28 protein-coding genes and 2 pseudogenes are annotated in these 26,954 nt (G+C 68.0%); 11 read left to right on the top strand and 19 right to left on the bottom strand.

Translation table 11 applies throughout. The features are described from left to right. On the top strand, positions 1–1,219 hold a 1,219-nt coding region (locus QM806_RS39755; protein ID WP_349307624.1), incomplete at its 5' end, for a thioesterase domain-containing protein. A 60-nt stretch (positions 1,220–1,279) separates the two neighbouring features. Next, positions 1,280–1,429: pseudogene (locus QM806_RS39750) on the top strand (MCE family protein); the annotation flags it as partial. Positions 1,430–1,555: 126 nt separating this feature from the next. Here QM806_RS39750 and QM806_RS39745 read toward each other — a convergent pair. Both QM806_RS39745 and QM806_RS39740 read right to left on the bottom strand, forming a co-directional pair. Next, a complete protein-coding gene (locus tag QM806_RS39745) occupies positions 1,556–2,179 on the bottom strand; it encodes a maleylpyruvate isomerase family mycothiol-dependent enzyme (RefSeq protein WP_169695521.1) in 624 nt (207 codons plus the stop codon). Between the two features lie 105 nt (positions 2,180–2,284). Further along, complete coding sequence (locus QM806_RS39740; protein ID WP_005240690.1) at positions 2,285–2,740, bottom strand: SRPBCC family protein; 456 nt, start codon at positions 2,738–2,740, stop codon at positions 2,285–2,287. Positions 2,741–2,958: 218 nt separating this feature from the next. Between QM806_RS39740 and QM806_RS39735 the strand changes: the two genes are divergently transcribed. Then, on the top strand, positions 2,959–3,759 hold the full coding sequence (locus QM806_RS39735) for a class I SAM-dependent methyltransferase (protein WP_005570788.1): 801 nt from the start codon (positions 2,959–2,961) through the stop codon (positions 3,757–3,759). 290 nt (positions 3,760–4,049) lie between these two features. On the opposite strand, the gene QM806_RS39730 is transcribed toward QM806_RS39735, so the two are convergent. Continuing rightward, positions 4,050–5,351, bottom strand: coding sequence for an MFS transporter (locus tag QM806_RS39730; protein WP_169695519.1), 1,302 nt, complete (start codon positions 5,349–5,351; stop codon positions 4,050–4,052). An 11-nt stretch (positions 5,352–5,362) separates the two neighbouring features. Here QM806_RS39730 and QM806_RS39725 point away from each other — a divergent pair, with 11 nt between their 5' ends. The 3 genes from QM806_RS39725 to QM806_RS39715 all read left to right on the top strand — a co-directional run bounded on the left by QM806_RS39725 (position 5,363) and on the right by QM806_RS39715 (position 7,334). Then, positions 5,363–6,277, top strand: a complete 915-nt coding sequence (locus tag QM806_RS39725; RefSeq protein ID WP_064080985.1) for a LysR family transcriptional regulator — start codon at positions 5,363–5,365, stop codon at positions 6,275–6,277. Between the two features lie 426 nt (positions 6,278–6,703). Then, complete coding sequence (locus QM806_RS41990; protein WP_249344118.1) at positions 6,704–6,880, top strand: hypothetical protein; 177 nt, start codon at positions 6,704–6,706, stop codon at positions 6,878–6,880. Between the two features lie 10 nt (positions 6,881–6,890). After that, positions 6,891–7,334, top strand: a complete 444-nt coding sequence (locus QM806_RS39715) for a protein-tyrosine phosphatase family protein (RefSeq protein ID WP_169695518.1) — start codon at positions 6,891–6,893, stop codon at positions 7,332–7,334. Positions 7,335–7,419: 85 nt separating this feature from the next. On the opposite strand, the gene QM806_RS39710 is transcribed toward QM806_RS39715, so the two are convergent. The 3 genes from QM806_RS39710 to QM806_RS39700 all read right to left on the bottom strand — a co-directional run bounded on the left by QM806_RS39710 (position 7,420) and on the right by QM806_RS39700 (position 11,360). Next, positions 7,420–9,693: a polyribonucleotide nucleotidyltransferase gene (locus tag QM806_RS39710; protein ID WP_005570779.1), complete on the bottom strand. Its 2,274-nt coding sequence runs from the start codon at positions 9,691–9,693 to the stop codon at positions 7,420–7,422. Between the two features lie 312 nt (positions 9,694–10,005). Then, positions 10,006–10,275: a 30S ribosomal protein S15 gene (gene rpsO / locus QM806_RS39705; RefSeq protein ID WP_005240682.1), complete on the bottom strand. Its 270-nt coding sequence runs from the start codon at positions 10,273–10,275 to the stop codon at positions 10,006–10,008. A 110-nt stretch (positions 10,276–10,385) separates the two neighbouring features. Then, a complete protein-coding gene (locus tag QM806_RS39700) occupies positions 10,386–11,360 on the bottom strand; it encodes a bifunctional riboflavin kinase/FAD synthetase (protein ID WP_037205628.1) in 975 nt (324 codons plus the stop codon). A gap of 176 nt (positions 11,361–11,536) precedes the next feature. On the opposite strand from QM806_RS39700, the gene QM806_RS39695 reads away from it, so the two are divergent. Continuing rightward, positions 11,537–12,250 carry a metal-dependent transcriptional regulator gene (locus QM806_RS39695; RefSeq protein WP_005261420.1) on the top strand — a complete coding sequence of 238 codons (714 nt, stop codon included), beginning with the start codon at positions 11,537–11,539 and terminating at the stop codon, positions 12,248–12,250. Positions 12,251–12,254: 4 nt separating this feature from the next. On the opposite strand, the gene truB is transcribed toward QM806_RS39695, so the two are convergent. The 11 genes from truB to rimP form a co-directional block, all read right to left on the bottom strand. Next, positions 12,255–13,172: a tRNA pseudouridine(55) synthase TruB gene (gene truB / locus QM806_RS39690; RefSeq protein ID WP_005570777.1), complete on the bottom strand. Its 918-nt coding sequence runs from the start codon at positions 13,170–13,172 to the stop codon at positions 12,255–12,257. Positions 13,173–13,234: 62 nt separating this feature from the next. Continuing rightward, positions 13,235–13,918 (bottom strand): 4'-phosphopantetheinyl transferase Npt, encoded by a 684-nt coding sequence (npt, locus tag QM806_RS39685; protein ID WP_025432372.1) that lies wholly within the window; start codon positions 13,916–13,918, stop codon positions 13,235–13,237. Then, entirely contained in the window at positions 13,915–14,844 is a 930-nt protein-coding gene (locus QM806_RS39680) for a metallophosphoesterase family protein (protein WP_005261417.1), read from the bottom strand. The genes npt and QM806_RS39680 overlap by 4 nt, the downstream gene beginning before the upstream one ends. Before the next feature lies 1 nt (position 14,845). Beyond that, on the bottom strand, positions 14,846–16,234 hold the full coding sequence (locus QM806_RS39675; RefSeq protein WP_005261416.1) for an MATE family efflux transporter: 1,389 nt from the start codon (positions 16,232–16,234) through the stop codon (positions 14,846–14,848). Between the two features lie 12 nt (positions 16,235–16,246). After that, positions 16,247–17,248, bottom strand: a complete 1,002-nt coding sequence (locus QM806_RS39670) for a DHH family phosphoesterase (RefSeq protein WP_005261415.1) — start codon at positions 17,246–17,248, stop codon at positions 16,247–16,249. An 11-nt stretch (positions 17,249–17,259) separates the two neighbouring features. Next, on the bottom strand, positions 17,260–17,748 hold the full coding sequence (gene rbfA / locus QM806_RS39665) for a 30S ribosome-binding factor RbfA (RefSeq protein WP_005573415.1): 489 nt from the start codon (positions 17,746–17,748) through the stop codon (positions 17,260–17,262). 114 nt (positions 17,749–17,862) lie between these two features. After that, positions 17,863–18,153, bottom strand: coding sequence for a DUF503 domain-containing protein (locus QM806_RS39660; RefSeq protein WP_005240674.1), 291 nt, complete (start codon positions 18,151–18,153; stop codon positions 17,863–17,865). 101 nt (positions 18,154–18,254) lie between these two features. After that, a complete protein-coding gene (gene infB, locus QM806_RS39655; RefSeq protein ID WP_283294954.1) occupies positions 18,255–21,200 on the bottom strand; it encodes a translation initiation factor IF-2 in 2,946 nt (981 codons plus the stop codon). A gap of 105 nt (positions 21,201–21,305) precedes the next feature. Further along, a complete protein-coding gene (locus QM806_RS39650) occupies positions 21,306–21,659 on the bottom strand; it encodes a YlxR family protein (protein ID WP_081276610.1) in 354 nt (117 codons plus the stop codon). A gap of 44 nt (positions 21,660–21,703) precedes the next feature. Then, positions 21,704–22,735: a transcription termination factor NusA gene (gene nusA / locus QM806_RS39645; protein WP_005240670.1), complete on the bottom strand. Its 1,032-nt coding sequence runs from the start codon at positions 22,733–22,735 to the stop codon at positions 21,704–21,706. After that, on the bottom strand, positions 22,732–23,304 hold the full coding sequence (rimP, locus tag QM806_RS39640; RefSeq protein ID WP_043788091.1) for a ribosome maturation factor RimP: 573 nt from the start codon (positions 23,302–23,304) through the stop codon (positions 22,732–22,734). The genes nusA and rimP overlap by 4 nt, the downstream gene beginning before the upstream one ends. 197 nt (positions 23,305–23,501) lie before the next feature. Here rimP and QM806_RS39635 point away from each other — a divergent pair, with 197 nt between their 5' ends. The 4 genes from QM806_RS39635 (at position 23,502) to QM806_RS39620 (ending at position 25,880) form a co-directional block, all read left to right on the top strand. Next, positions 23,502–24,029 carry a hypothetical protein gene (locus QM806_RS39635; protein ID WP_064080736.1) on the top strand — a complete coding sequence of 176 codons (528 nt, stop codon included), beginning with the start codon at positions 23,502–23,504 and terminating at the stop codon, positions 24,027–24,029. Beyond that, on the top strand, positions 24,026–24,469 hold the full coding sequence (locus QM806_RS39630) for a ferritin-like domain-containing protein (RefSeq protein WP_005261410.1): 444 nt from the start codon (positions 24,026–24,028) through the stop codon (positions 24,467–24,469). The genes QM806_RS39635 and QM806_RS39630 overlap by 4 nt, the downstream gene beginning before the upstream one ends. Positions 24,470–24,570: 101 nt before the next feature. Beyond that, the gene (locus QM806_RS39625) at positions 24,571–25,056 is read left to right on the top strand and encodes a nuclear transport factor 2 family protein (RefSeq protein WP_054248970.1); all 486 of its coding nucleotides are present in this window, start codon (positions 24,571–24,573) and stop codon (positions 25,054–25,056) included. Continuing rightward, complete coding sequence (locus QM806_RS39620) at positions 25,053–25,880, top strand: SDR family NAD(P)-dependent oxidoreductase (protein ID WP_081276609.1); 828 nt, start codon at positions 25,053–25,055, stop codon at positions 25,878–25,880. Before QM806_RS39625 ends, QM806_RS39620 begins: the two co-directional genes overlap by 4 nt. 17 nt (positions 25,881–25,897) lie before the next feature. Here the strand turns inward: QM806_RS39620 and QM806_RS39615 are convergent, their stop codons facing one another. Both QM806_RS39615 and QM806_RS39610 read right to left on the bottom strand, forming a co-directional pair. Next, entirely contained in the window at positions 25,898–26,632 is a 735-nt protein-coding gene (locus QM806_RS39615) for an ABC-2 transporter permease (protein WP_438363249.1), read from the bottom strand. Positions 26,633–26,807: 175 nt separating this feature from the next. Then, positions 26,808–26,948, bottom strand: a pseudogene (locus QM806_RS39610) (zinc ribbon domain-containing protein); the annotation flags it as partial. Positions 26,949–26,954 lie beyond the last annotated feature (6 nt).

The following is a 26,954-nucleotide window of genomic DNA, read 5'->3' as shown; positions in this document are numbered from 1 at the left end:
CCCCACCACGATCCACACCTTCGCCGCCGACCACCTCCCCGACTACATGGTGCCCACCCCCATCACCATCCTCGACGCACTACCCCTGACCACCAACGGCAAGATCGACCGGCGAGCACTCCCCGCACCAGCACCGTTGAAGCGGCAGTTCCGACCACCGGTCACCCCCACCGAACAGACCATCGCCGACGTCTTCACCGACGTCCTCGGCCACGACCGCGTCGGACTCGACGACGACTTCTTCACCCTGGGCGGCAACTCGCTGCTCGCCACAAAGGTCAGTGCGCGGCTGCGCGAGGCTCTCGACGTCGAGATGCAAGTAACATGGCTCTTCACTGGCGCCACGGTGGAAGCGATCGCCAGTAGAGTCGAGGCGGTCTCCGACGGGTCGACACCTATTGTGCCGACCGGACCTTCGGCATTCGATGTCCTGTTCCCGATCACATCAGCTGGCGATTCCGACCCGATCTTTTGCATACACCCGGCTAGCGGATTGGCCTGGTGCTACGCAGGTTTGGCTCGATACACCGAACCGAGACGGCGAATCTACGGGCTGCAATCCCCCGAACTCGTCGAAGACGACCCGCATCCCCGTTCGATCGAACAGTTGGCGGAGCACTACGTCCGGGAGATCCAGGCCGTGCAACCAGATGGGCCATATCACCTGCTCGGCTGGTCCTTGGGCGGAGTTATTGCCCACGCCGTAGCCACACGACTTCGCCTTCTCGGGAAGCAGGTCTCGATGCTGGCGATACTGGACAGCCGGTTCCGCGAAGCGGAATCGACTGCAAACCAGGAATTCACTGTTGAAGACATCCTGGTCGAGCTAGCCGATCTGTTTGGATTCGGTGCCGAAGACTTCGATGCCGCGGGGGAAACCATGTCGGCTGAACAAGCGACCGAACTGATTCATCTGCGAACCGGAGCATTCGAGTTTCTCCAGCCATCACACGTGAAGCGGATCGTCGAATCCTTCAATGACGCGCCACGGTTGGTCGCCGACTACCACCCCGCCGTGTTCGACGGAGACATGCTTTTCTTCGCCGCCGCAGCTGGCGAGATGACCCAGGAGGTTGCCGAAAGTTGCTGGCAACCATATATAACTGGCTCAATCGACTATTATCCCATCGATGCCACGCATATTCGTATGACCACGCCGCGAGCGTTGGCGGACATTGCACGAGTTCTCAACACCTACCTCGTCGACGCTGTCAGTTAGCGGCGCCTCCCTGTGTCAAACGAACTACTCGATGGTGCAACGAACGCATGAAATCGCCATCTCGCGATCCAGCCGGACAAGGCGCAGCTGATTCCGTCCACCGCGACGGCGCGGTTGCTGCCCGAGACGCTATTCGGCGAACGCTATGTGTCGCTGATCGTTCCCGAGGGCGACACGGCTCCGCCGATCCAGGCCGGCGACACGAGCCGCGCCTGCTCGACAATCGCGGACCGGCTTGCTACGACGACGTCACCGGGTCCCCGATCAGGTCCCGGGATACGGAGCCCAGATCACGCCCGCCAGTGGACCGTCGCCCGGTTTCCGGACGGTGGATCGTCAGATCGCCGCCGCGAGGACCTCCACGCCCGGTCCGTCGAGGTCGTCGAGCGCCACTCTCCGACCGGAGACGGCCAGGAGAAGCGAAAGGGCGGTGCCGCTCACCTCGGGGCCGTCGCCGATCGACACGTCGGCGTCCGCTGCCGTCAGCCGGACACGGGACACAAGCTCTTTGGCGCCGCCGAAGGACGCCGGGGTGCGCGTCTGGAGGCGGAGCGATCTGTCGACGGCCTCCGCCGGGTAGGAGCGGGTGAGTCCCAAGGGCCGACGGATGTCCTCACCGTGGACGATCTCCTCGACGAGCCTGCTGTCGAGGGGTGCCGGAGGCGTCGACGTGCGCGACGCCGCCCGACGAAGCCGCTCCAATGTCTCCTGCGGTGAGGCGCCACGCTCGCGTTCCACGCCGCGTGCGTTCTGGCGGTCGAAGTCGAATCGCGCCCGGGCGAGGCCGAGCATGAAACCGAGGCGCGTCGTCCGAGCCGTGTCGACCAGGTGTGCGACCACGTCGTGCACGGTCCACTCGCCGCAGAGCGACGGCTCGTCCCATAACGCGGCGTCGAGACTCCCGAGGTCGTCGATCAGCGCCGCACGCTCCGCGTGCACCATCGACCAGACATCTTCCACAGCTCGCTCCTTCGGTCGGCCACATCGTATGCAAGGTACGACTCGTCGAGACACGGAAACTCATCGCTGCTCGAGGAACGACCGAATGAGAGCCGACCCGCATGGTCAGCTGTCGATGGTGAGCAGGTCTGCGAGGTTGTCCAGGCTTGCTCGCACCGTGCGTGAGTACGCCTTCGCGACTATCGGGTCAGCCAGCTTGCCGAAGATTCCTCCGAGGCCACTTTCGCTGTCGGTCCGATAGGTGAACAGGGTGCCGCCGTCGACTTCCTCGAGCCTTGTCGTCGCGGTGAAGGCGATCTTGCTCTCCACCGACCTGGACGCAGCCACCTTCAACGGCTCGTACTCGACGAATTCGGTGACCCAGTCGAGCCGCCTACCCAGAATGCGGGTTACCCCGCGCCACCGGGTGCCCACCCCGAGTTCCCCGTCGGTGAGCTGCTCGCATTCAACGGTGGACGCCTCCCACGACGGCCAGTTCTCCGCAACGGTGACAAAACTCCACACTTCCGACGCTGGACGGGCAATGACGACGGACTGCTCGACAACCGGCATGGTGATCATCCCTTTGGTGGTGGCTGGATCGGATTCGACCGACCTCGTCACGCTCCTCAGGCGATGAAGGGCCAGAAGACTGGAGACCGGTCTGTTTGATCTTCCTCTCTGTGTGGGGTCGCTGTCACTGATGGTTAGCGCGTCAAAGCGCTGGTAGACGGTGCGATAGGCCCACGAATCGCCGATAGAACTGGATCGATCTGCAGAGGAGCAGAGATGATCGAATCATGACAACGGATCGCCGTACGCTTCGGAGCACCTTCGAGTTGGCCGCCGGGAAGTACCACGCCGCACGGCCCGGCTATCCGTCAGCGCTCTACGACGAACTCGTCCTCACGTCCCGACTGCGCCTAGGTGACTCGCTACTGGAGATCGGAGGAGGTACGGGCAAGGCCACCGTCGAGCTCGCGCGGCGGGGCTTCACCATCACGTCGGTCGAACTCGGGCATGACCTGGCAGCGATCGCGCGTGAGAATGTAGCGCCGTTCCCTCACGCCGAGGTGGTCTGCGCCGATTTCGAGCAATGGAGGCCTGCGCCAGGCGTGACCTACGACCTCGTGTTCGCGGCAACCTCCTGGCACTGGATCGATCCCTCGACGCGATACATCAAGGCGGCCAGCCTCATTCGACCCGAAGGACATCTGGCTTTCTGGGGTGCACAACACGTGTTCCCGGAAGGTGGGGACCCGATCTTTCGTGACATTCAGCCCGTCTACGAGGAGATCGGCGAAGGTCTCCCAGATGCCGCGACGTGGCCGCGCCCGGGTGAACTCGCCGATCATCGGGCCGAAATGTGGGAGTGCGGACTCTTCGACAATGTCGTGGTCCGTCACTTCGACTGGGAAGTCAGCTACGACGTGGACGGCTACCTCGACCTTCTCGACACCTTCTCCGGTCACATCGCCATGGCGAAGTGGCAACGGGAACGGCTGTACAGCGAGATTCGTCGCCGAATCGCCGAGCGGCCCGATCACCGCATCCGGCGGCACTTCGGCGCGGTCCTGCACATTGCCCGCCGTCGCAGCTGATCTTCACGCATTTCGCGCCAGACGGCCGACGACCCGACCGACTCTCGGGTCAAGCCCGAGGCGCATCACAGGCTTCGGTGTGGCCGTCCAACGCACATAGGCGAAGGCGGCTTGGTTCCGCACCTCCGAACAGTGCGACTGCCAACCCCAGAACACCTCCACTGCCGGCCAACACCGCACCGAGTAGGAACATTCCACTCATCAGACCCTCCCCTCTGTCCTGTCCCCATTACAGCAGGCCCCCACCCGGACACGGGCTCCGGCCTGCCGGACAGATCCCAACTCCCGCTTCAGTAGGACTCGACGGCGACGACGCGACGTGCGGTTGTCGATGGGAGGAGCGCGAGGACGAGGGCGAGCGCCGTCAGCACGAGGACCAGGGCGGCCACGTAGAGCCATTGTCCGCTCGCCCAGGCGATTCCTCCGACCCAGCCGAACAGGCTGGATCCGGCGTAGTAGGAGACGTTGTACAGCGCCGTTGCCTGTGCGCGACCCGTTTTCGCGTGGGCGCCGACCATGCCGGATGCGACGGCATGGCCGACGAAGAGCCCGGCGGTGATCGCGGCCACGCCGAGGAGGATCAGGACCAGCGGTCCGGCGACGCTGAGCACCGTCCCGCCTGCCATGAAGGTGCAGGCCAGCATGAGCACGGTTCGGTGACCGAGCTGGCCCACCATCCAGCCGGCGGCGCGAGAACCCGCCGTGCCCGCCAGGTAGGCGAGAAAGATCAGCGACACCACTGTCGGCGCGAGGTGGTACGGAGCGGCCTCGAGGCGGAAGGGGAGGTAGTTGAAGACGGCTACCATGCCACCGACGAGTAGCGCGCCGATGCCGAACAATGCCAGCAGGCGGGTATCCCGCAGGTGGATGGCAAGGATCCCTGCGGACGGGACGAGCGCTCGCCGGCCCCGCCCGGTGGGTAGCAGCACGATCAGGATGGTCATCAGGATCGCCAGACCGACGCCGAGGATCGCCAGTGCCGGGCGCCATCCGAGGTGATCGGCGACCGGGACGACCAGAAGGCGACCACTCAAACCACCCAAAGATGTTGCTGCCACGTAGGAACCGGCCAATGCTGTGGTCCGGGCCGGCACCGCGACCTCGTGGAGCAGTGTCATCGCGAGCGCTGGTAGTCCACCGAGCGCCACGCCTTGGACGAATCGTCCCGCCACCAGCGCGTCGAACGTCGGGAGCCAGGGGACGGCCACGGCGAGCAGTCCCGCGGTTGCCGCCGCGTACCGCATCGCGGTGGGGCGCCCCACTCGATCCGAGAACCGGGCCCACGGCAGAACCGACAACGCCAGCCCGAGCGTGGCTGCGGAGACCAGGAGTGAAGCCTGAGCCGGGCTCACGGAGGCGTCGTGCCCGATTTGCGTGAGGAGACCTTGAGGCGCGTACATCAGGGCAAAGGTCGCCACGCCGGCACACCACAGGGCCGCCGAGAGTCTGCGGTCCGGATTTCCCGTCGGCGGCGTGTTCTGCAGGGCAGCCGCTGCGCGGGTGTCCTGCTCCGTGAGGTGGGTGGCCGACATGAAGTCGACGGTAGATCCGAAGAACTGATGAATCCAATGCAGATCAATCCACGGACTCATACAGTTGAGTTATGAATAGCGAGTCCGTCAAGGCGCTGTTGCCGCATCTACCCGTGCTCGTCGCGCTCGGCGAAGTCGAACACGTCACTGTCGCTGCCGCGATGCTCGGGATGCCGCAGCCCACGGTCAGCCGGATAGTCCGCCGACTCGAAAGGCAACTCGACATCCCGCTCCTGGAACCGGACGGCCGCGGCGTGCGCCTGACCGATGCCGGGCGGACACTGGTGCCCTACGCGCAACGCGCACTCGAAGCGGTGGTGGACGGCCTCGACGCCGTGCAGTCCGAAGACCGACAGGCGCGGGCCACCGTTCGCGTCGCCTTTCAGATGTCGCTCGGCGAGCACCTCGTGCCCGAGTTGATTCGCACCGTCCGCGCGACGGATCCGACGATCCGGTTCGTCCTCAGCCAGGGAGCGCGCCGCACGTGCCTGGACACCCTCCTCAACCGTGAGGCCGACATCGCGCTCGCCTCTCGTCTCACCCCACCGCCGGAGGGCCTGACGGTCACGCCGCTGTTCGAACAGCCGCTCGTCGTCCTGGTGCCCTCCGAGCACCCGCGGGCCGCATCGACCTCGACGACGATCCGTGACCTCGCCTCCGAGCCGATCGTCACTCTCAAGCCGGGCTACGGGCTCCGGGGATCGCTCGACGACCTGTTCGCCCGAGCCGGTGCCCTACCCACGATCGCGTTCGAAGGAGAGGACGTGCACACCGTGCACGGCCTGGTCGCATCCGGCTTGGGCGTGGGCATCGTGCCGGCCACGGATACTCCCCCACCCGGGTGCGCGCAGATTCGCCTCGACGATCCCCGAGCCTTCCGCGACATCGGTGCCGCGCGCCTACCCGGTCCCCCGAGCGTCGCGGTCACCACGGTTATCGCTGCCCTCATAACGCTCACCTCGACGGAGAGCGGGGAGACCCCGTGAACCGCGAACATCTCCAGCTCGATTACGGCCTCCGTTTCGACTGGGGCCTGCCGGGGGCGAAAGCCGTCGGACGCAGCCGGGTGACGATCGGACAGATCAGCTTGTCGCCGAATACGATTCGACGGACCGCGGCGCCGCGCAGGTTGGTGCTTCCCTCGCCGAACGGATCGACCATCAGCTTCGAGCTCGGCACCGGAACCGGCGTGTGCGTCGGGGCGTCCCTACGGAATGCGACCGCTGTTGCAGACTGGATCGCCCGGCACTGCACGTCGACGTCGGTGGTGTCGGTGATCGCCGCCGGGGAGAAATGGCCGGGCGGCGAACTCCGGCCGGCGATCGAGGATCTGTGGGGTGCGGGCGCCGTGCTGTCCGCCCTGTCGGCGACCTGGGTGGGGCGCAGACTCTTCGCCGGAAGCTCTGGCGGCCATGATCGCCTGGCAGGGCGTCGCGGAGACCCTCCCGCAGTCCCTCGCGGCGTGTGCGTCGGGACGGGAGTTGCTTGCCTCGGGATACCCGCAGGACGTCGCAATCGCCGCCGAGGTGGACCGGAGCACCGCAGTCCCGGTCCTCGAAGATCGGGTCTTCCGAACGGCTTCGCAATAAAGTGGGCGCCATGTTCGATACCTGGGACACCGACGCGCCTGGAGTCCTCCGCCTGCCGTCCGGGCGCCTGGTCCGCGGCCGGGGGCTGAGGCGACCGCTCCCCGAGGGTCCCCTCCCCGATTTCGCCGTATACCTGCTGGGGCGAACGCCGCCGCCGGTGCAGTGGGACTCGCGGTGGGTCCGCTGGCCCGATTTCGCGTTGCCGCGGGACCGCGACGACACCCTCGATGCGCTCGGTGAGGTGTGGCGCCGCGCCGCGACGGAGCGGGTGGAGGTGGCGTGCGGGGGCGGTCGCGGCCGGACCGGCACAGCCCTCGCCTGCATTGCCGTGCTCGACGGGATCCCGGCGCGGGACGCCGTCGCGTACGTCCGGCAGCACTACCACCGTCACGCGGTCGAGACACCGTGGCAGCGTCGGTATGTCGGACGGTTCACCGCGGCACCGACCTCCTGACACGCGCACCGGCACCGGACAGGAAGACGCCGACGGCCCCGCACGAGATCCGTGCGGGGCCGCCGGCGTGATGACCGGGAGAAGACTACTTCTCGGCAGCCGCCTCTTCGCTCTGCTCGGCCGGAGCCGCGGCGCCGTCTTCTTCGACGGGGATCAGCGAGATCTTGCCACGGTTGTCGATGTCGGCGATCTCGACACGCAACTTCGAGCCGACGCTCACGACGTCCTCGACCTTGGCAATGCGCTTACCGCTGCCCAGCTTCGAGATGTGCACCAATCCGTCGCGGCCGGGGAGGAGCGACACGAACGCACCGAAGGCGGTGGTCTTGACGACCGTGCCCAGGAAGCGCTCGCCGACCTTCGGCAGCTGCGGGTTGGCAATGGCGTTGATCATGTCGATCGCGGCCTGCGCGGACGGGCCGTCCGTCGCACCGACGAACACGGTGCCGTCATCTTCGATGGAGATGTTGGCGCCGGTCTGCTCGGTGATGGAGTTGATCATCTTGCCCTTGGGGCCGATGACCTCACCGATCTTGTCGACCGGGACCTTGATGGCCGTGACGCGCGGGGCGAACGGGCTCATCTCGTCGGGGGTGTCGATGGCCTCGGCCATGACCTCGAGGATCGTCGCACGCGCGTCCTTGGCCTGCGACAGCGCGCCGGCGAGGACCTTCGACGGGATGCCGTCGAGCTTCGTGTCGAGCTGCAGGGCCGTGACGAAGTCCTTCGTGCCCGCGACCTTGAAGTCCATGTCGCCGAACGCGTCCTCGGCACCGAGGATGTCGGTGAGCGCGACGTAACGGGTCTCACCGTCGACCTGGTCGGAGACGAGGCCCATGGCGATACCGGCGACCGGAGCCTTCAGCGGCACGCCGGCGTTGAGCAGTGCGAGCGTCGACGCGCACACGGAGCCCATCGAGGTGGAGCCGTTGGAGCTGAGAGCTTCCGAGACCTGGCGGATGGCGTACGGGAATTCCTCGACGCTGGGCAGCACGGGCATGAGTGCCCGCTCCGCCAGCGCGCCGTGACCGATCTCGCGGCGCTTCGGCGAACCGACGCGTCCCGTCTCACCGGTGGAGTACGGCGGGAAGTTGTAGTGGTGCATGTACCGCTTGGTCGTCTCGGGTCCGAGCGAATCGACCTGCTGCGCCATCTTCACCATGTCGAGGGTGGTGACACCCAGGATCTGGGTCTCGCCGCGCTCGAACAGAGCGGAACCGTGTGCACGCGGAACGATGGCGACCTCGGCCGACAGCGAACGGATGTCCGTGATGCCACGGCCGTCGATGCGGAACTGGTCGCGCAGAATGCGCTGACGGACCAGCTTCTTCGTCAGCGAGCGGAACGCCGCGCCCAGTTCCTTCTCGCGACCCTCGAAATTCGGGGCAACCTGCTCGAGGACCTCGACCTTGACCTCGTCGGTCTTGTCGTCGCGCTCCTGCTTGCCCGCGATGGTCAGTGCCGCGCTGAGCTTCTCCGCAGCGGCGGCCTCGACGGCTGCGAACACGTCGTCCTGGTACGCCGGGAAGACGGGGAAGTCACCGGTCGGCTTGGACGCCTTGGCCGCGAGCTGCTGCTGCGCGGTGCAGAGGCGGGCGATGAACGGCTTGGCGGCCTCGAGGCCCTCGGCCACGATCGCCTCGGTGGGAGCCTGTGCGCCACCGTCGATCAGGGAGATCACGTTGTCGGTGGCCTCGGCCTCGACCATCATGATCGCGACGTCGGCGTCGTCACCGCTACCGGAGACGATGCGGCCCGCGACGACCATGTCGAAGACGGCGTTCTCGAGCTGCTCGACGGTGGGGAATGCAACCCACTGGCCGGCCTTGTTGTCGTCCGACGTGATGAGCGCGACGCGCACACCGCCGACGGGTCCGGAGAACGGCAGTCCCGCGATCTGGGTGGAGGCGGACGCGGCGTTGATCGCGACCACGTCGTACAGGTCCTGCGGGTTCAGGCTCATCACCGTGACGACGACCTGGATCTCGTTGCGCAGACCGTCGACGAACGACGGGCGCAGCGGGCGGTCGATCAGGCGGCAGGTCAGGATCGCGTCCGTGGAGGGACGGCCCTCACGACGGAAGAACGAGCCGGGGATACGGCCCGCCGCGTACATGCGCTCCTCGACGTCCACCGTCAGCGGGAAGAAGTCGAAGTGCTCCTTGGGGTGCTTGCTGGCGCTCGTCGCGGACAGCAGCATCGTCTCGTCGTCCAGGTAGGCGACGACGGCGCCGGCGGCCTGCTGCGCGAGGCGACCGGTCTCGAAACGAATGGTGCGGGTTCCGAAGGACCCGTTGTCGATCACGGCGGTGGATTCGAACACGCCCTCATCGACCTCTACTGCGGAATTCTCTGTCATCTCTTCTTTTCACTTCCCTCTCGTCTTCGCCGTACCCGCGGGGGCGTTCTCACCCTCCTGGCGAGAACTGCGCACCTGAGGGACATCCCCCTCTCGAGTTCTCGGGATGTCGCTGTGCGGAGGCGGCCGTCGATCGAAGTCCCCCGGACCGTGTCCGGAAGACCACTACCGAAGACCGACACCACATTCTCGGGTGCATACGGTAGTGCTGCCCTCGGCAGCTAACGCCGATAGCCAGCGAGGCCCAGTCTAAGCAAGGCCCGGCCGGCTACCGGAGTGATTTGCGATCGAAATGACCGCTGTGTGCGAAACTCAGCGACGCAGACCGAGACGCTCGATCAGCGAGCGGTAACGCTCGATGTCGACCTTCTGGACGTACTTGAGCAGACGACGACGGCGTCCGACCAGCAGCAGGAGGCCGCGGCGGGAGTGGTGGTCGTGCTTGTGCATCTTGAGGTGTTCGGTGAGATCGACGATGCGCTTGGTGAGCATGGCCACCTGCGCCTCCGGCGAACCGGTGTCGGTCTCGTGCAGGCCGTACTCGCTCAGAACCTGCTTCTTCTCTTCGGTGGTCAATGCCACTGGTTCACTCCTGGTGATGACGTTCGCGTGCAAGGATCGAAACTCGGCGCGGCCGCCGCGAACCGCAGCGCACGCCAGCGGTCTACTTTACCAGCTGAAATGGGACGGCTTTACCGCACGTCCTCCGACGCCGCCAGGATCGCACGCGCACGCTCGGCGTCCTTGCCCATCGCGACGATCAGGTCGTCGACCGAATCGAATTTTTCCATCCCGCGGAGGCGCTCCACCAGATCGACGGCCACGTGCTGGCCGTACAGGTCGGCTTCCCGGTCCAGGACGAAGGCCTCCACGGTGCGCGTCCGCCCGGAGAACGTGGGATTGGTGCCCACCGAGACGGCGGCCATGTACCGCTCGCCGGAGGTGACCGTGCCCAGGTCGACCCCGTGTCCGAGCACGGTGAACCAGGCGGCGTACACGCCGTCCGCGGGAATCGCGGCATACATGGGCGGCGCGACGTTCGCGGTCGGATAGCCGAGCTGCCGTCCACGCCCGTCGCCGTGGACGACGACACCCTCCACGCGGTGCGGGCGGCCGAGGGCCTCCGTCGCGGCGGCCATGTCGCCGGCGTCCACGCACGAACGGATGTAGGTGGACGAGAATGTGACCGCGTGCTCGGCGAGCAACGTCACACCGTCGACCGCGAACCCGAACCGCTCGCCGATCTGACGCAGCAGGTCGACGTTGCCCGCAGCCTTCTTGCCGAACGTGAAGTTCTCTCCGACGACGACATCCGCCACGTGCAGGCGCTCCACGAGGATCTCGTGGGCGTACCGCTCCGGCGTCAGCTTCATGAATTCGGCGGTGAACGGCATGACGCAGAACACGTCGATGCCCAGCTCCTCCGCGAGCTCCGCCCTGCGGGCGAGCGTCGTGAGCTGGGCGGGATGACTGCCCGGACGAACCACTTCCATCGGATGAGGATCGAAAGTCATGAGCACGCTGGGTATTCCACGCGTGCGGGCAGCCGCCACCGCTCGACTGATCAGTTGGGCGTGACCTCGGTGCACGCCATCGAATACGCCGATCGTGAGAACACAACGACCCCAGTCGGCAGGAACCTCGTCGAGACCACGCCATCTCAGCACGAGTGGCAGCCTACGGTGCCGCGCGCCGATGTTCATCTCCGGACCGGGTGTCCGGCCGCCCCGCGCGCCGGGGAAGCGCCACGACCTCGCGGTTCGCGGTCGCCCGGGCCGTCCCCCGGCGGCGGATCAGGTGTGTCGATGTGTCTCGCCGGTAAGACTTGCCTAAGCTCGTTGGCGTGGCCGTGAACAAGAATGACCAGAGCGTGACCGAGGATTCGACCTCCGAGACCGGGGCTCTCTCGGCAGTGGCGCAGGACTACCTCAAGGTCATCTGGACCGTTCAGGAGTGGTCGCAGGAGCGGGTGTCCACGAAATTGCTCTCCGAGAAGATCGGGGTGTCGGCGTCCACCGTGTCGGAGGCCATCCGGAAACTGTCCGACCAGGGTCTCGTCGATCACGCCCGGTACGGGTCGATCGCCCTCACCGAGGCGGGGCGCGTCGCCGCCGTCGGAATGGTCCGCAGGCACCGCCTCATCGAGACGTATCTGGTGCACGAACTGGGGTACGGCTGGGACGAGGTGCACGACGAGGCGGAGGTACTCGAACACGCCGTCTCGGATCTGATGATCTCCCGGATGGACGCCAAGCTCGGCCATCCCGAACGCGATCCGCACGGCGATCCGATTCCCGCGGTCGACGGCTCGGTGCCCACTCCCCCGGCACGACAGCTCAGCGACTTCGTCAACGGCGAGAGCGGGCGCATCGCCCGGATCTCGGACTCCGATCCGGCGATGCTGCGGTACTTCGACTCGGTCGGTGTGGCACTGGACGTCACGGTCACAGTGCTGGAGCGACGCGACTACGCCGGAACCGTGTCGATCCGGCTCGGCGCCCACGACGACTCCATCGAGCTCGGAAACCCCGCAGCCCAGGCCATCTGGCTGGTGTGAACCGCTATCTCAGGGTCGCGGGGCGGACCACCATCACCGAGCTGGCCCGCCGTCCACGTTCCTGGAGCAGCGCGATCGTGTGCCCGCTCGGATCGATGGCGGCGTAGACACCCTTGATTCCGATCGGCTCGAGCCACCGGCCCTGACTGATGGATTCGGCCTCGGCCGCGTCGATCTGCCGGTGCGGGAACGCGGTCTGCGCAGCGGCGTCGATGTCGAGGCTGACCCCCGGCTCCTCGGCAAGCTGCTCCAGCGTGCGCGCGTGCTCGAGCGTGAACGGTCCCACCCGGGTCCGTCGCAGCGAGGTGAGATGCCCGCCGACGCCGATCAGCGCGATCCCCAGATCACGCGCGAGCGCCCGGACATAGGTGCCGGAGGAACACTCCACCTCGACGTCGAGGTCGACGAACGTGCCCTCGGTTCGCCTCGCGACGACCTCGAACCGAGACACCGTGACCGACCGGGGAGCGAGTTCGAACTCCTCGCCCGCACGGATCAGTGCGTGCGCCCGCCGGCCGTCGACCTTGATGGCGCTGACGCTCGACGGGATCTGCTGGATGTCTCCGGTGAGGGTGTGCACCTGCGCGGCGATCTCCTCGTCCGTCACGCCGGACGCATCGGCCGACGCGACGACCTCACCCTCGGCGTCGTCGGTGGTGGTGGCCTGACCCAGCCGGATCGTGGCCGTGTACGCCTTGGTGGTCAGCGCGAGGAGCCCCAGCAGCTTCGTCGCCCGCTCCACCCCGAGCACCAGCACCCCGGTGGCCATCGGGTCGAGAGTGCCCGCGTGCCCGACCTTCCGGGTGCCGAGCAGCTTCCGGCACCGGGCCACCACGTCGTGGCTGGTGACGCCCGCGTCCTTGTCGACGATGAGCAGTCCGGCGCCGACGAGACCGGAAGAAGGCTTTTCACGTGCAGACACGAGGCCCGATTCTGCCAGCCGTCGTCACCGCACCGAAATCAGTGCACCGCACAGTACCGAAATCAGTGCACCGCAATCGCGGTGATGATCAGGCCGTCGGACACCATCCACCGTCCGTCGAACGACGCCAGCGGTGGACCGTCGACGGTCTCGCCCGAGATCAGGAGATCCGAATGGAACGTGCCGGTGCCGTCTCCGGACGCCTCGAACGTGATGTGCGCGTCCTCGAACCCGAGCCACCGGGCGGTGAGCGGGAACCACGCCTTGTACGTAGCCTCCTTGGCACAGAACAGCAGCCTGTCCCGGTGCACCGGACCGCCGGTGGCGGAGCGCCACTGCCCGGAGTCCGCCGTGCCCGACAGCCAGTCGCGTTCGGCGGGCAGGCTCACCGCGTCCAGCACACCGTCGGGCAGCGCCTCGTGCGGTTCGGCGTCGATCCCCACGGACCGCACCTGCATGGCGTAGCCGAGCACCGCGCCGCGGTAACCGTCGCAGTGGGTGAGGCTCCCGACCACGCCGCGCGGCCACACGGGGGAACCCTTGTCGCCCCGCAGAACAGGGGCCTGGTCCACGCCCAGCTTCGTCATCGCCAGGCGGGCGCAGTGCCGTGCGGTGGTGAATTCGCGGCGGCGCTTCTCCACGGCCCTGCCGATCAGCGCCTCCTCCTGCGGGTGCGGACGCAGGCCGGGCGGATCCTCGAACAGTTCCGACGACACCACTCCGGCAGGCAGAATTCTCTCGATCACAGGGCCCCCCTCGCCCGCATCTTCTCCACTTCGGCTTCCTGTTCGGGAGTGACCTTGAAGTGGCCTCCCCACTTGTTCAGGGTTCCCGGCGGGTACTCCGGCACCGGGAGGATCTGCCGCAGGAGGCGGTCCGGGAGTCCCCGCCGCTGCCACTCCCGCGGGTAGCCCAGCGACACCTCTTCGAACCGCACCCCGTCGTAGTAGGTGGTCCGCGGAATGTGCAGATGCCCGTACACGGCGCAGACGGCGTTGTACCGGGTGTGCCAGTCCGCGGTCAGTTCGGTGCCGCACCACAAGGAGAACTCCGGGTACCACAGCACCTGCGTCGGTTGACGCACCAACGGGAAGTGGTTGATCAGGACGGTGCGGGTTCCGGCGGGCAGGGCGTCCAACCGGGCCTTCGTCGTCTCGACGCGGTTGCGACACCAGGCATCCCGGGTTCCGTACGGTTCACTCGACAGCAGGAACTCGTCCGTGGCCACCACGTTCTTCTCGCGCGCGATCGCGAGACCTTCCTCCTTGGTGGTGGCGCCGTCGGGGAGGAACGTGTAGTCGTACAGCAGGAACATCGGGACCAGGGTGATCGGGCCGTCCTCGGCCTCCCACACCGGGAACGGGTCCTCGGGGGTGATGACGCCGATCTCGCGGCACAGGGTGACCAGGTAGTCGTAGCGGGCGGCGCCGTGGATCTGCACCGGATCCTTCGCCGTCGTCCACAGTTCGTGGTTGCCGGGAACCCAGATGACCTCGGCGAAACGACTGCGCAGGAGTTTCAGCGCCCACCGGATGTCGTCGGTCTTCTCCGAGACGTCGCCCGCGACGATCAGCCAGTCTTCGGGCGAGTCGGGATAGATGTCCTCGGTGATCGGGCGGTTGCCCCGGTGCCCCACATGGACGTCGCTCACCGCCATCAGCTTGGGTGCCACGTCAACCACCTTTCCGATCGTGTTCCGCCGCGGGATCGCTGTCCGATCCGTGCCGTGTCTGCAGGTCGGCCCCGACCACTGCCCAGCGGCCCGTTCCGACGCGCCACACGACCGCGAGCATCCGAAGAATTATGAACACCGTGAGTCCCGTCCAGATTCCCGCCAGGCCCCAGTCGTGCAGCATCGACAGCCAGATCAGTGGCAGGAATCCGACCAACGCGCAGGACAGCGTGGCATTCCGGAGGAAGGCGACGTCGCCGGCACCGAGCAGTACCCCGTCGAGGGCGAACACCACTCCGGCGACCGGCATGATCGCGACGAAGAACCACCAGGCCACCGCCATCTCGTCGAGCACGGCCTGGTCGGAGGTGAACAGCTCGGGGATCACCCCGTGGCCGAGGGCGAAGATCAGGGCGAGCCCTGTCGCGAAGATCGTCGACCATCGGGTGATGCGCCACGACAGTCGCGTGGCGCCCTTGGCGTGTCCGGCGCCCAGCGCGGCACCGACCAGCGCCTGTGCGGCGATCGCCAGGGAGTCGAGGGTGAGGGCGACGAGGTTCCACAGCTGCAGCACCACCTGGTGGGCGGCGACCGCGGCGGCACCGAACCGGGACGCGACGGCGGCGGCCGAGAGGAAGCACGCCTGGAAGGCCAGGCTCCGCAGGATCAGGTCCCGGCCGAGCACCATCTGGGCGCGCATGACGTGCCACCGCGGGCGCAACGGCACCCGCTCGACCACCAGCGCTCCGATGAACAGGCTCGCGGAGACCGCCTGCCCGATCACGTTCGCGACCGCCGATCCCTCGAGTTCCAGGCGCGGCGCACCCCACAATCCGTGCACCAGAACCGGGCAGGCCACGGCCGACACGACGAGACCGGCGATCACGAACCGCAGCGGTCGCACCGTGTTCTGCACACCACGCATCCACCCGTTGCCCGCCATCGCGACGAGGATCAGCGGGGCCCCGAACACCGCGATCCGCAGCCAGCTCTCGGCGGCCGCCGCGATGTCGGAGCCGCCCGCGATCGCCGAGGTGACCGGCCGCGCGAACAGGTGGGCCAGCGCGATCACGAGCGCGCCGATCCCCAGCGCCAGCCACGTGGCCTGCACGCCCTCCCGGACCGCGCCGCGCTCGTCGCCGGCCCCGTGCATGCGGGACGCGCGCGCCGTCGTGCCGTAGGACAGGAATGTCAGCTGCGTGCTGACCTGGGCGAGGATGAGACCGCCGACGGCGAGGCCCGCGAGCGCCAAAGCGCCCAGCCGACCGACGACGGCGATGTCGAAGAGCAGATAGATCGGTTCGGCAGCGAGGACGCCCAGCGCGGGCAACGCCAGCCCGAACACCGTCCGGGCGGTCGCGTCGCCCGTGACTTCCGAGACTTCAGCCAACGAATTCGGACCTCAGCCGAGTGATTCGACGAGCGAGGTCACGATCTCGTCCGCAGAGTTCTCGGCCGTGTAGCCGGCGGCGAACCGATGACCGCCGCCGCCGAGATATCCGGCGACGACCGACACGTCCACGTCGGACTTCGATCGCAGCGATACCGACCAGGTGCCGTCCACGGCCTCCTTGAGGACTGCGGCGACCTCGGCCTCGGACGTCGTCCGGACGATGTCGATGACGCTTTCGATCTCCTCCGAGCGGAGGTCTCCGACGTAGGCCTGTCGGATGACGGCGTAGACCAGTCCACGCCCTCCCGCTGCGTCGGGGACGAGGGTCGCCGACCCGAGCACCGAGGACAGCATGGGCAACCAGCCGAACGGGTGGGTGTCGAGCAGGCGCCGCGCGATGCGCGCCCCGTCGATTCCGGTGGCGAGCAGCCTCTCGGCGAGCGTGTGGGTGCCGGGCTGCACCCAGCGGAACGAACCGGTGTCGGTCACGAGTCCCGCATACAGGCAGTGCGCGAGGTCGGCGTCGATGTCCACACCCCACAGGTCGAACATCTGCGCCACGACCGCGGTCGTCGACTCCGCGGACTCGTCGATCAGGTTCATGCGACCGAACCGGGTGTTGGACCGGTGGTGGTCGATGACGAGGGTCTCCCCCGCGTGCGCGAGCCGATCGGCGAGCTTCCCGAGCCGCCCGGCGCTGCCGCAGTCGACGGTCACGAGCAGATCGACGTTGCGGCGCACCTGATCCGCAGGTACCAGCAGGTGGGTGCCGGGCAGTTCACGCATCGACTCCGGCAGTTCGTCGGGTGCGCCGAACGCGACCTGCACCGGAATTCCCTTGCGCTCGAGCACCAACGCCAGGGCGAGCCCACTGCCGATCGTGTCGGCATCGGGTTGGACGTGACACAGAACCGTCACCGACGTCGCGTTCTCGAGAACAGCGACCGCCTGCGGCAGGAACACCTCGTGACGATCGAGATCAGACAGGGACGTCTCCTGAGTATGGGTCATATCGGTTCGTGTCAGTCCGCCTGGCGGGAACCGGAGGGCTCGTCGACGTCGGCGTCGTCCGCGTCCTCGGCTCGGGGCTCCTTGTACGGGTCGGGGTCGCCGGCCGGGGACGCACCGGCCGCGACACGCGCGACCTCGTCGTCGGCGGCGCGAGCGCGGGCGAGGAGTTCCTCCATGTGCCGTGCCGTGTCGGGGACCGTGTCCGCGACGAACGTGAGCGTCGGCGTGAACCGGACTCCGGTGCCTGCACCCACCTTCGAGCGCAGAACGCCCTTCGCCTTCTCGAGTCCTGCGGCTGCGGAGACGAGGTCGGGTTCGGACTCGAGGTCGGCACCCATCACGGTGTAGTACACGGTGGCGTCGTGGAGGTCGGCCGTCACCTTGGTATCGGTGATCGTGACGAACGCCAGGCGAGGGTCCTTGATTTCGTGGTCGATCGCTGTCGCGACGATCGTGCCGATGCGCTTGGCGAGTTTGCGTGCCCGGGCGGGATCCACCATGACAATCAGACTCCTCTCCCTGGCCGCTGGATAAGTTGTGAAGTTGCGTGTGTAGCTGTAGTTCATTCTGCACGCCGGGCCGCAGATGCGGCGGGGCGGGCAGGGCACTCCGAGTCAGTCCTCGGGGCCGAAAATCCTTCGCCGGACCGCAAGGAGTTGCAGTTCCGGCAGCTCGGCGACGTGCCGTTCGCACGTGTCGAGTACCTCGTGTACATGATCGACCGCCGAACTCGCCATCGTGACGCCGAGCATCGACCGGCGATACCGATCCTGTTCTCCGGTCTCCGCCGCCGAGACGCCGTAGCGTCGCAGTTCCGCCAGAACCGGTTTGACCATTGCACGCTTCTCTTTCAGAGATCGCACGTCACCGAGCAAGATGTCGAGCTCGAGCGCACCGACGTACAAACTTTCCTCCTTCGGGGAGACGTGCGCTCCCCCGGCCGATCGAGTCGGCCGGAGAAGCGCACGCCGGATGACGCTGCTGCGTCACCCCAAACGGATGGCGACTAGTCGCGCGGCTTTTCCCGAAGCTCGTAGGCCTCGATGACGTCACCGACCTTGATGTCGGAGTAGGTGAGCGTCAAACCGCACTCGTAACCCTCGCGTACCTCGACAGCGTCCTCCTTCTCCCGCTTCAGCGAGGAGATGGTGACGGTCTCGGCGACAACCGTGTTGTCACGCAGCAGCCGGGCCTTCGCATTGCGACGGATGGTACCCGAGGTGACGAGGCAACCGGCAATGTTGCCGACCTTGGACGAACGGAACATCGCGCGGATCTCCGCCTTGCCCAGCTCGACCTCTTCGTAGATCGGCTTGAGCATGCCCTTGAGAGCCTTCTCGACCTCGTCGATGGCCTGGTAGATCACCGAGTAGTACCGGATGTCGACGCCCTCGCGGTTCGCCAACTCGGTCGCCTTGCCCTCGGCGCGGACGTTGAACCCGATGATGATCGCGTTCGACGCAGCGGCCAGGTTGACGTTGGTCTCGGTGACGCCACCGACACCACGGTCGATGACCCGCAACTGCACCTCGTCGTCGATCTCGATGCCGTGCAGGGCCTCTTCCAAGGCCTCCACGGTTCCCGAGTTGTCGCCCTTGAGGATGAGGTTGAGCTGCGACGTCTCCTTGAGAGCCGAATCCAGGTCCTCGAGGCTGATGCGCTTGCGGCTCTTCGCGGCCAGTGCGTTGCGCTTACGCGCATTGCGCCGGTCGGCGATCTGACGGGCGATGCGGTCCTCGTCGACCACGAGCAGGTTGTCGCCTGCACCGGGGACCGACGTGAAGCCGACCACCTGGACGGGACGCGAAGGCAGGGCCTCGAGCACGTCGTCGCCGTGCTCGTCGACCATGCGGCGCACACGTCCGTATGCGTCGCCGGCCACGATCGAGTCGCCGACCCGCAGCGTTCCGCGCTGGATGAGCACGGTCGCGACGGGGCCGCGTCCGCGGTCGAGGTGCGCCTCGATGGCGACACCCTGAGCGTCCATGTCCGGGTTGGCCCGCAGGTCCAGGGCAGCGTCCGCCGTCAACAGCACGGCTTCGAGCAGTGCGTCGATGTTGGTGCCCTGCTTCGCCGAGATGTCGACGAACATGGTGTCTCCGCCGTATTCCTCGGCGACCAGTCCGTACTCGGTGAGCTGCTGCCGGATCTTGTCCGGGTTCGCGCCTTCCTTGTCGATCTTGTTCACCGCGACCACGATCGGCACGTCGGCCGCCTGGGCGTGGTTGATCGCTTCCACCGTCTGCGGCATGACGCCGTCGTCGGCGGCGACGACCAGGATCGCGAGGTCGGTGGCCTTGGCACCACGGGCACGCATGGCCGTGAAGGCCTCGTGACCGGGGGTGTCGATGAACGTCACGAGACGCTCGTTGCCGTCGAGTTCGGTCAGCACCTGGTAGGCACCGATGTGCTGCGTGATGCCGCCGGCCTCGCCCTCGCGGACGTTGGCCTTACGGATCGTGTCGAGCAGTCGGGTCTTACCGTGGTCGACGTGGCCCATGACGGTGACCACCGGCGGACGGGACTCGAGGTCCTCTTCGCCACCTTCGTCTTCGCCGTAGGTGAGGTCGAAGCTGTCGAGCAGCTCGCGGTCCTCGTCCTCCGGGCTGACGACCTGGACGACGTAGTTCATCTCGCCGCCGAGCAGTTCCAGCGTCTCGTCGTTGACCGACTGGGTCGCCGTCACCATCTCGCCGAGGTTGAACAGTGCCTGCACCAACGCTGCGGGGTTCGCGTCGATCTTCTCCGCGAAGTCCGACAGGGATGCACCGCGGGCGAGGCGAATGGTCTCGCCGTTGCCACGGGGCAACCGCACGCCGCCGACGGCGGGCGCCTGCATCGAATCGTATTCCTGGCGCTTCTGACGCTTCGACTTGCGACCACGACGCGGGGCACCACCGGGGCGGCCGAACGCACCTGCTGCCGCACCGCGCTGACCGGGGCGTCCACCGCCACCGGGACGACCGCGGAAACCACCTGCGGGTGCTCCGCCACCGGGCGCACCTGCGCCGGCACCGGGAGCTCCGCCACCGCGGTATCCACCGCCGCCGCCACCGGGACGACCGCCGGGGGCTCCGCCGGGACGGCCGGGACGACCGCCGGGGGCGGGACGTGCCGAACGAGCGGGCATCGCGCCCGGGTTCGGGCGAGGAGGCATCGAGCCGGGGCTGGGACGGGGTCCGCCCTGACCGGGAGCCGGACGGGGACCGCCCTGGCCCGGTGCCGGACGGGGTCCGCCCTGACCGGGAGCCGGACGAGGTCCACCCTGACCGGGAGCCGGACGAGGTCCACCCTGACCGGGAGCCGGACGGGGTGCACCCGGACGCGGTGCGCCGGGAGCGGGGCGGGGCGCCGGACGCTCGGCGGGAGCCGAGGAGTACGGGTTGTTACCGACACGCGGGGGCTTCGGGCCGGGACGGGGTCCGCCGGGCTTGGCGCCCGTGGACGGAGCCGCGGGGGCACTGGCAGCCGGGGCGGCCGGGGCTGCGGGGGCGGCCGGGGCTGCGGGTGCGGCCGGAGCCGGGGCAGCCGGGGTGGGGCGGCCGGGCTTGGGAGCGTTGGTCGCCGGTGCAGCCGGGGTGGCTGCGCTTGCTGCGGGTGCGGCCGGAGCCGGGGCCTGCGCCTCGGGGGTGGCCGCAGGGGCTGCCGCCACGGGTGCGGCCGGAGCCGGAGCCGGGGCTGCCGGCTTCGGGCCGGGACGGGGACCGCCCGGCTTCGCTGCGGTCGCCGGGGTGCTCGGCGCGGGCGCGCCGGGCTTGGCAGCCGGACGGGCTGCGGAATCGGCGGACTTCGCCGACGGGAAGGATTCCCGCAGACGCCTGGCGACGGGCGCCTCCACCGTGGAGGACGCCGACTTCACGAACTCGCCCTGCTCCTTGAGCGTTGCGAGTAGTTCTTTACTTGTGACACCGAGTTCTTTAGCCAACTCGTGCACGCGGGCCTTGCCTGCCACTGCTCTCCTCACTGATGAGGTCGAGCAGGAGGCTCCCCTGAGAGGGGCCCGCACGACCTCGGGTTATCTCCGATGGACGATCATCGCTGGTGCTTCACGGTGTGCTCATGAGTGCTTGTGCCTGTTCTGTTCGAGAGGTACTGCTCTGGGTGGGTGCCCTGCTCGTACCCAGTGGTCGACTTCTGACACGTCAACACTTCCGGACACTCGCAACGCTCTGCCGAATGCTCGGCGTCGTTCCGCGAGACTCAGGCAAGCCTCGACGGGGTGCAGCCACGCACCTCGACCGGGAAGCCTGCGCCTCGGGTCCGGGGCGAGAACATGACCTTGCGGCCCGCTCTCACTAACCACAACCCTGAGCAGATCGACAGCCAGCGCGCGCTCCCTACATCCTATGCATGTTCGCACCGGTGAACCGGTAGGAACGCGCGCGGAATCGGGATGCTCATGCTGAACCATTGACCACTCTACCGCCGACTCGCCCCGATCTCCGCATTCCCGGCTCAACGACTGGTCGCGGCGGGTCCGCCTGCCGACTCGGGGGCGGGTGCGGCGTCGCTGCGGATGTCGATCCGCCACCCGGTCAAGCGCGCAGCAAGACGGGCATTTTGCCCTTCCTTGCCGATGGCGAGCGACAGCTGGAAGTCGGGGACGACGACACGCGCGGCGCGCGCCTCGGGATCCACGACAGTGACGGAGACCACTTTCGACGGTGACAGCGCGTTGCCGACGAACCGGGCCGGGTCCTCGTCGAAGTCGATGATGTCGATCTTCTCGCCGGCGAGTTCGCTCATCACGTTGCGCACCCGCTGGCCCATCGGCCCGATACACGCACCCTTGGCGTTCAGCCCCTGCACCCGCGACTGGACGGCGATCTTCGACCGGTGCCCGGCCTCCCGGGCGACGGCGATGATCTCGACCGAACCGTCCGCGATTTCCGGAACCTCGAGCGCGAACAGCTTGCGGACGAGGTTCGGGTGGGTGCGCGACAGCGTGATCTGCGGTCCGCGCTGTCCACGGGCCACACCGACGACGTAGCACTTGAGCCGCTCGCCGTGCTCGTAGTTCTCGCCGGGCACCTGCTCGGCGGGCGGGATCAGACCCTCGGCGCCGCTGGCCTCGCTGCCGATCCGCACCACGACCATGCCGCGCGAGTTGGCGCGGGTGTCGCGCTGGATCACGCCGCCGACGATCTCACCCTCGTGAGTGGCGTACTCACCGAAGCTCCGCTCGTGCTCGGCGTCGCGCAGCCGCTGGAGGATGACCTGGCGGGCGGTGGTCGCGGCGATCCGGCCGAAGCCTTCCGGGGTGTCGTCCCATTCCTCGCCGACCATGTTGCCGTCGGCGTCGACGTCGTGCGCCATCACCCGCACGATGCCGCTCTTGGTGTCGACGTCGATCCGTGCGTGCTGCTGATGCCCCTCGGTGTGCCGGTAGGCGGTGAGCAACGCGGTCTGAATGGTCGAGATGACGGTCTCGATCGAGATGCCCTTGTCGGCCTCGATGGCGCGCAACGCCGCAATGTCGATATTCACTTGTCCAACCCCTCTACTACTTCTTCATCTTCCGACGCGTCTGCGTCCGCGGGTGCCACACGACCCTCGGGAATCCCGCCCGCGAGTTCCAGCTCTCTCGGGTCGGGTTTCGAGAATTCCACCTGCACAACAGCTTTCTGAATGTCCGGGAGCGCGACGCGCCGAACCTCCGGGCCCGTGCGCGAGCCGATCACCACCGCGACCGAGTCGCCGTCGAGGACGCCGATCCGACCCACGACGGTTTCGTTGGCGAGGTCGATACGCGCCTTGCGGCCGCGGGCCCGGCGCCAGTGCCGCTCGTGTGTGAGCGGCCGGTCGATACCGGGAGACGTGACCTCGAGTGTGTACGGCGATTCCCCGAAATCGGACACCGAATCGAAGACCGCGGAGATCTCGTGGCTCAGGTTCGCAACCGCGTCGAGTTCGAGTCCGGCGTCGCTGTCCACCATGATCCGGACTGCGCTGTGCCGACCCGCGAGGGTGACTGCAACGCCCTCCAAGTCGTAGCCCTGGCGTTGCACCAGATCGGAGATGAGCTCCGTCACCCTCTCCTTGGATGGAACCGGCATCGGGGAAGCTCCTCGTTTCAGTTGTCGCTCGTCGTATGTCGTGGTCTCGCAGGTCATCGTGCCGCGCACGCAGCACCGCGAACCCGCCGGGACGGGTTCGAGCATCTAAGAGTAACGCCGATTCGAGGCGCCCGTGACCAGCCCCGGTGCTCGATTCCCGGGATCGCGGCCCGACCTGGCACCATGGACCGGTGCTCATGCCCACCGTCCCCCGGCCCCCGACATCCGGTCCGGCCGTGTCCCGGCGCACCGCTCTCCGGTTCGCAGCAGCCTCGGCCTTCGGCGTCGCGAGCGTCCCCCTGCTGGCGGGGTGCGCCGACGACACGGACTCCGACACCGAGGTCGATTCACTCGTCGCGCAGTCGCGTCTGGCTCGTCGCGACGCCGCCGGTGCGGCGGCCACGATCGCGCTGCTCCCGGATCGCGGCGCGGCACTCGAACTCGTCCGCGCCCAGCGCACCGCGCACGCCGACGCGTTGGATGCCGAAATCGCCAGGGCTGCAGGAACTTACCCGGACGGCACCGCACCGACCACGTCCGCTCCCCCGTCGCCGACTCCGACCGCGCCGGCGCCGCCGCCCGGTCTCGATCAATTGCGCGCCGACCTGGCCGAGTCGCAGCGCAGCGCAGCCGATTCGGCGCGCGCTCTGACCGCCCACCGCGCGGGGCTGTGCGCGTCGATCAGCGCCGCGTGCGGAACGTACCTGGCGGTGGTGCTGCCGTGACGACACCCACCGAAGCCGAGGGGAAGAGCCTCGCCGACGCGCTGACCGCCGAACATTCCGCGGTGTTCGCCTACGGTGTGGTCGCCGCCTTCTCGAATCCCACCCGGGCCACCCAGGTGGCCACCGCCGCCGCAGCCCACCGGGCGCGCCGGGACGGACTCCTGGACACGCTGACCGCGGCAGGACTGACGGCCCCGGCCGCCGAGGCGGGCTACACCCTGCCCTTCCCGGTCACCGATCCGATCACGGCCGCGCAGCTGGCGGCCCAGGTCGAGACCGACACCGCCGTCGCGTGGCGGGCGGTCGTCGAACACGGCGAGACCGAGGACACCCGCACGCTCGGCGTCACCGCGCTGACCGAGGCGGCCGTCCGGGAAGCCACCTGGCGCGTGGCTCTCGGGACCGATCCGGTGACCGACCCGTTCCCCGGCCAGCCCTGACGACGCGCAGGTTCCCGCCCACCGGGATTCTGCACCCACCCGGCGCGTTCCCGGCCTAGCGTCTCTCCCGACACGGTGAACGGCAACGGGAGGACGGCGGCGTGGACGAACGCTCGGTGGAGCAGCGTCTGGCGGACCTGGAGCGGATCGACGCGATCAAGGCGCTCAAGTACCGCTACTGGCGAGCGTGCGACGGCAAGGATCCGGACGCGTTCCGTGCCTGCTTCGTCTCGTCCGGTGCGTCGATAGACTTCGGCCCGCTCGGCCGGTTCGACGACGCCGACCGGCTCACGGACATCTTCCGCGGGATCGCGCTCCACGAAGTGGACGGCAAGCACGTGATCCTTGACATGCACCACGGCTTCCATCCGGACATCGTGCTGCACAGCGACACCGAGGCGTCGGGCGCGTGGACGCTGAAGTTCCGCCAGGTCGATCTGCTGAAGCGGACGGAGACCGTGTCCTCCGGCGAGTACGACGACACCTACCGTCTCGAGGACGGCGGCTGGCGAATGTCGCGATGCCACTTCACCACTCGATGGTCGATCACCCGTCCGCTCGCCCAGGACACGGTGGTGGTCCAGTGAGCGCCGGGGTAGCTCTGGTCACCGGTGGGAGCCGCGGCGTCGGCAAGGGCGTGGCGACGGCGCTGGGCGCCGCCGGGTGGACCGTCTACGTCACGGGGCGCGGCCCGGTGACGGAGGGCGGCCCGCTGTCGGTGTCGGCGCGAAGGGTCACCGGCGCCGGTGGGACCGGCATCGCGGTGGCCTGCGATCACCGCGACGACGAGGACGTGCACAGCCTGTTCGCCCGGATCTCGGACGAGCAGGCCGGCCGCCTCGACCTGCTGGTCAACAACGTGTGGGCGGCCCCCAAGGGATTCGGCGGGTTCAGCACCCCGTTCTGGGAGCGGCCACTGGACGACTGGGACTCGCTGATCGGTGTCGGACTGCGCGCCCATTACGTCGCGTCCGTGGAGGCTGCGCGGTTGATGGTGCCCCGCCGCTCCGGGTTGATCGCGAACATCTCGTCGTTCGGGACCCGCGGGCATCTGCACTCGGTGTTGTACGGCATGTCCAAGGCCGGGCTGGACAAGATGGCCAGCGACATGGCGGCGGAGCTGGCTCCGCATGACGTGCGTGCGGTCTCGCTGTGGCCGGGCATTGTGCGGACGGAGATGATCGTCGCCAGCGGCCTCGAGACCATCGCCGGGTTCCCCGTCGCGGACGCCGAGTCCCCTGAGTTCATCGGCGAGGTGATCTGCGCCCTGCACTCGGACCCGACCCTCCCGCAGCGCAGCGGCCACACCTTCGTCACGGCGGAGCTGGCCGTCGAATACGGCATCACCGACACACAGGGCCGGACCCCGCCGTCACACCGCGAACCGTTCGGCGGCGGCCCCCTGTTCTGAGCCGCTACCTCGCGCGGTCAGTTCACGTCGCGCCGGCGGACGAGCCAGACCGTTCCCAGCGCGAACGCGGCGACGTACCCGGCCAGGAGTAGCACCGACGTGCCGCCGTCGAGGATGTTCAGGACGCCGGGGGTGGTGTCACCGCCGAAGTCTCGGAGCGATCCGGCGAGCGAGCCCGCGGCGGTACCGGGCAGGACGTCCGTCACCACCGACACGGGGTCGAGGACGGCCGCGACCCCGCGGAGGAGGTTTTCGACCACCAGCACCCACACGAGTCCGAGACCGACCGACAACGCCGGCCCCCGTGCGAGAGCGCCGACGAGGACACCGGCGGCGGTCCACATCCCGAGGATGAGCACCCCGGAGGCGAGCGCCTTCAGCATCGCCTCCGCGGCAGGAAGACTCGCCGACTCCGATTCGGCCACGGCGACGACCGAGGCCACCCCGAGATCCACGGCCGCCACCGTGAGAACGAGTCCGATCACCACTATCAGCAGAGCGAGCAGGGTTCCGCTGAGCGCGGCCGATCGCGGAGGCCCCTGGGTGAACACGGTCTTCCACGTCCCCCACCCGTAGCCGCTGCCGATGGTGAGGGCGCCGAGGATGAGCATCAGCGCGCCCCCGAACATGGCCATGCCCTGGGTGAACACTTGCGGCACCGCCGAGGGCAGCCTCTGCGCGAGCAGCGCGTCCGGGGGTGCGGACGACGCCATGTCGGTGGTGCCGCCGGTCGCGAAAGTGATGTAGATCAACTACTCGGCCCTGAAGGGCCGGGTTTGTGCTCACGTTCTCACTGGCTGCGGGAGGGGTGGCTGCTATGGGCGCGGTTGATTGGGCGGCCCTGTACGTGCGATGTCCGAGTGCGGCAATGTTGCGGGCCGCGTTGTGGTCGGCATGACCGGTCCACTGGCAGTGTCGGCATCGGAACGTTGCTTGCGAGACCCGGTTCGCTTTGTCGCAGTACCCGCATTGTGAGCAGGTTCGCGAGGTGTTCCGGGGGTCAACGACAGCGACAGGTACCCAGACCTCTCGGCCTTGTAGGTGATCTGCGCGCGTAGCTGGGCGTATCCCCAG

This window comes from Rhodococcus sp. IEGM 1351, from assembly GCF_030056875.1.
GTDB lineage: Bacteria > Actinomycetota > Actinomycetes > Mycobacteriales > Mycobacteriaceae > Rhodococcus_F > Rhodococcus_F opacus.
The sequence above is the reverse complement of the archived record's forward strand: the minus strand, read 5'-3'. Positions and strand labels throughout refer to the sequence as shown.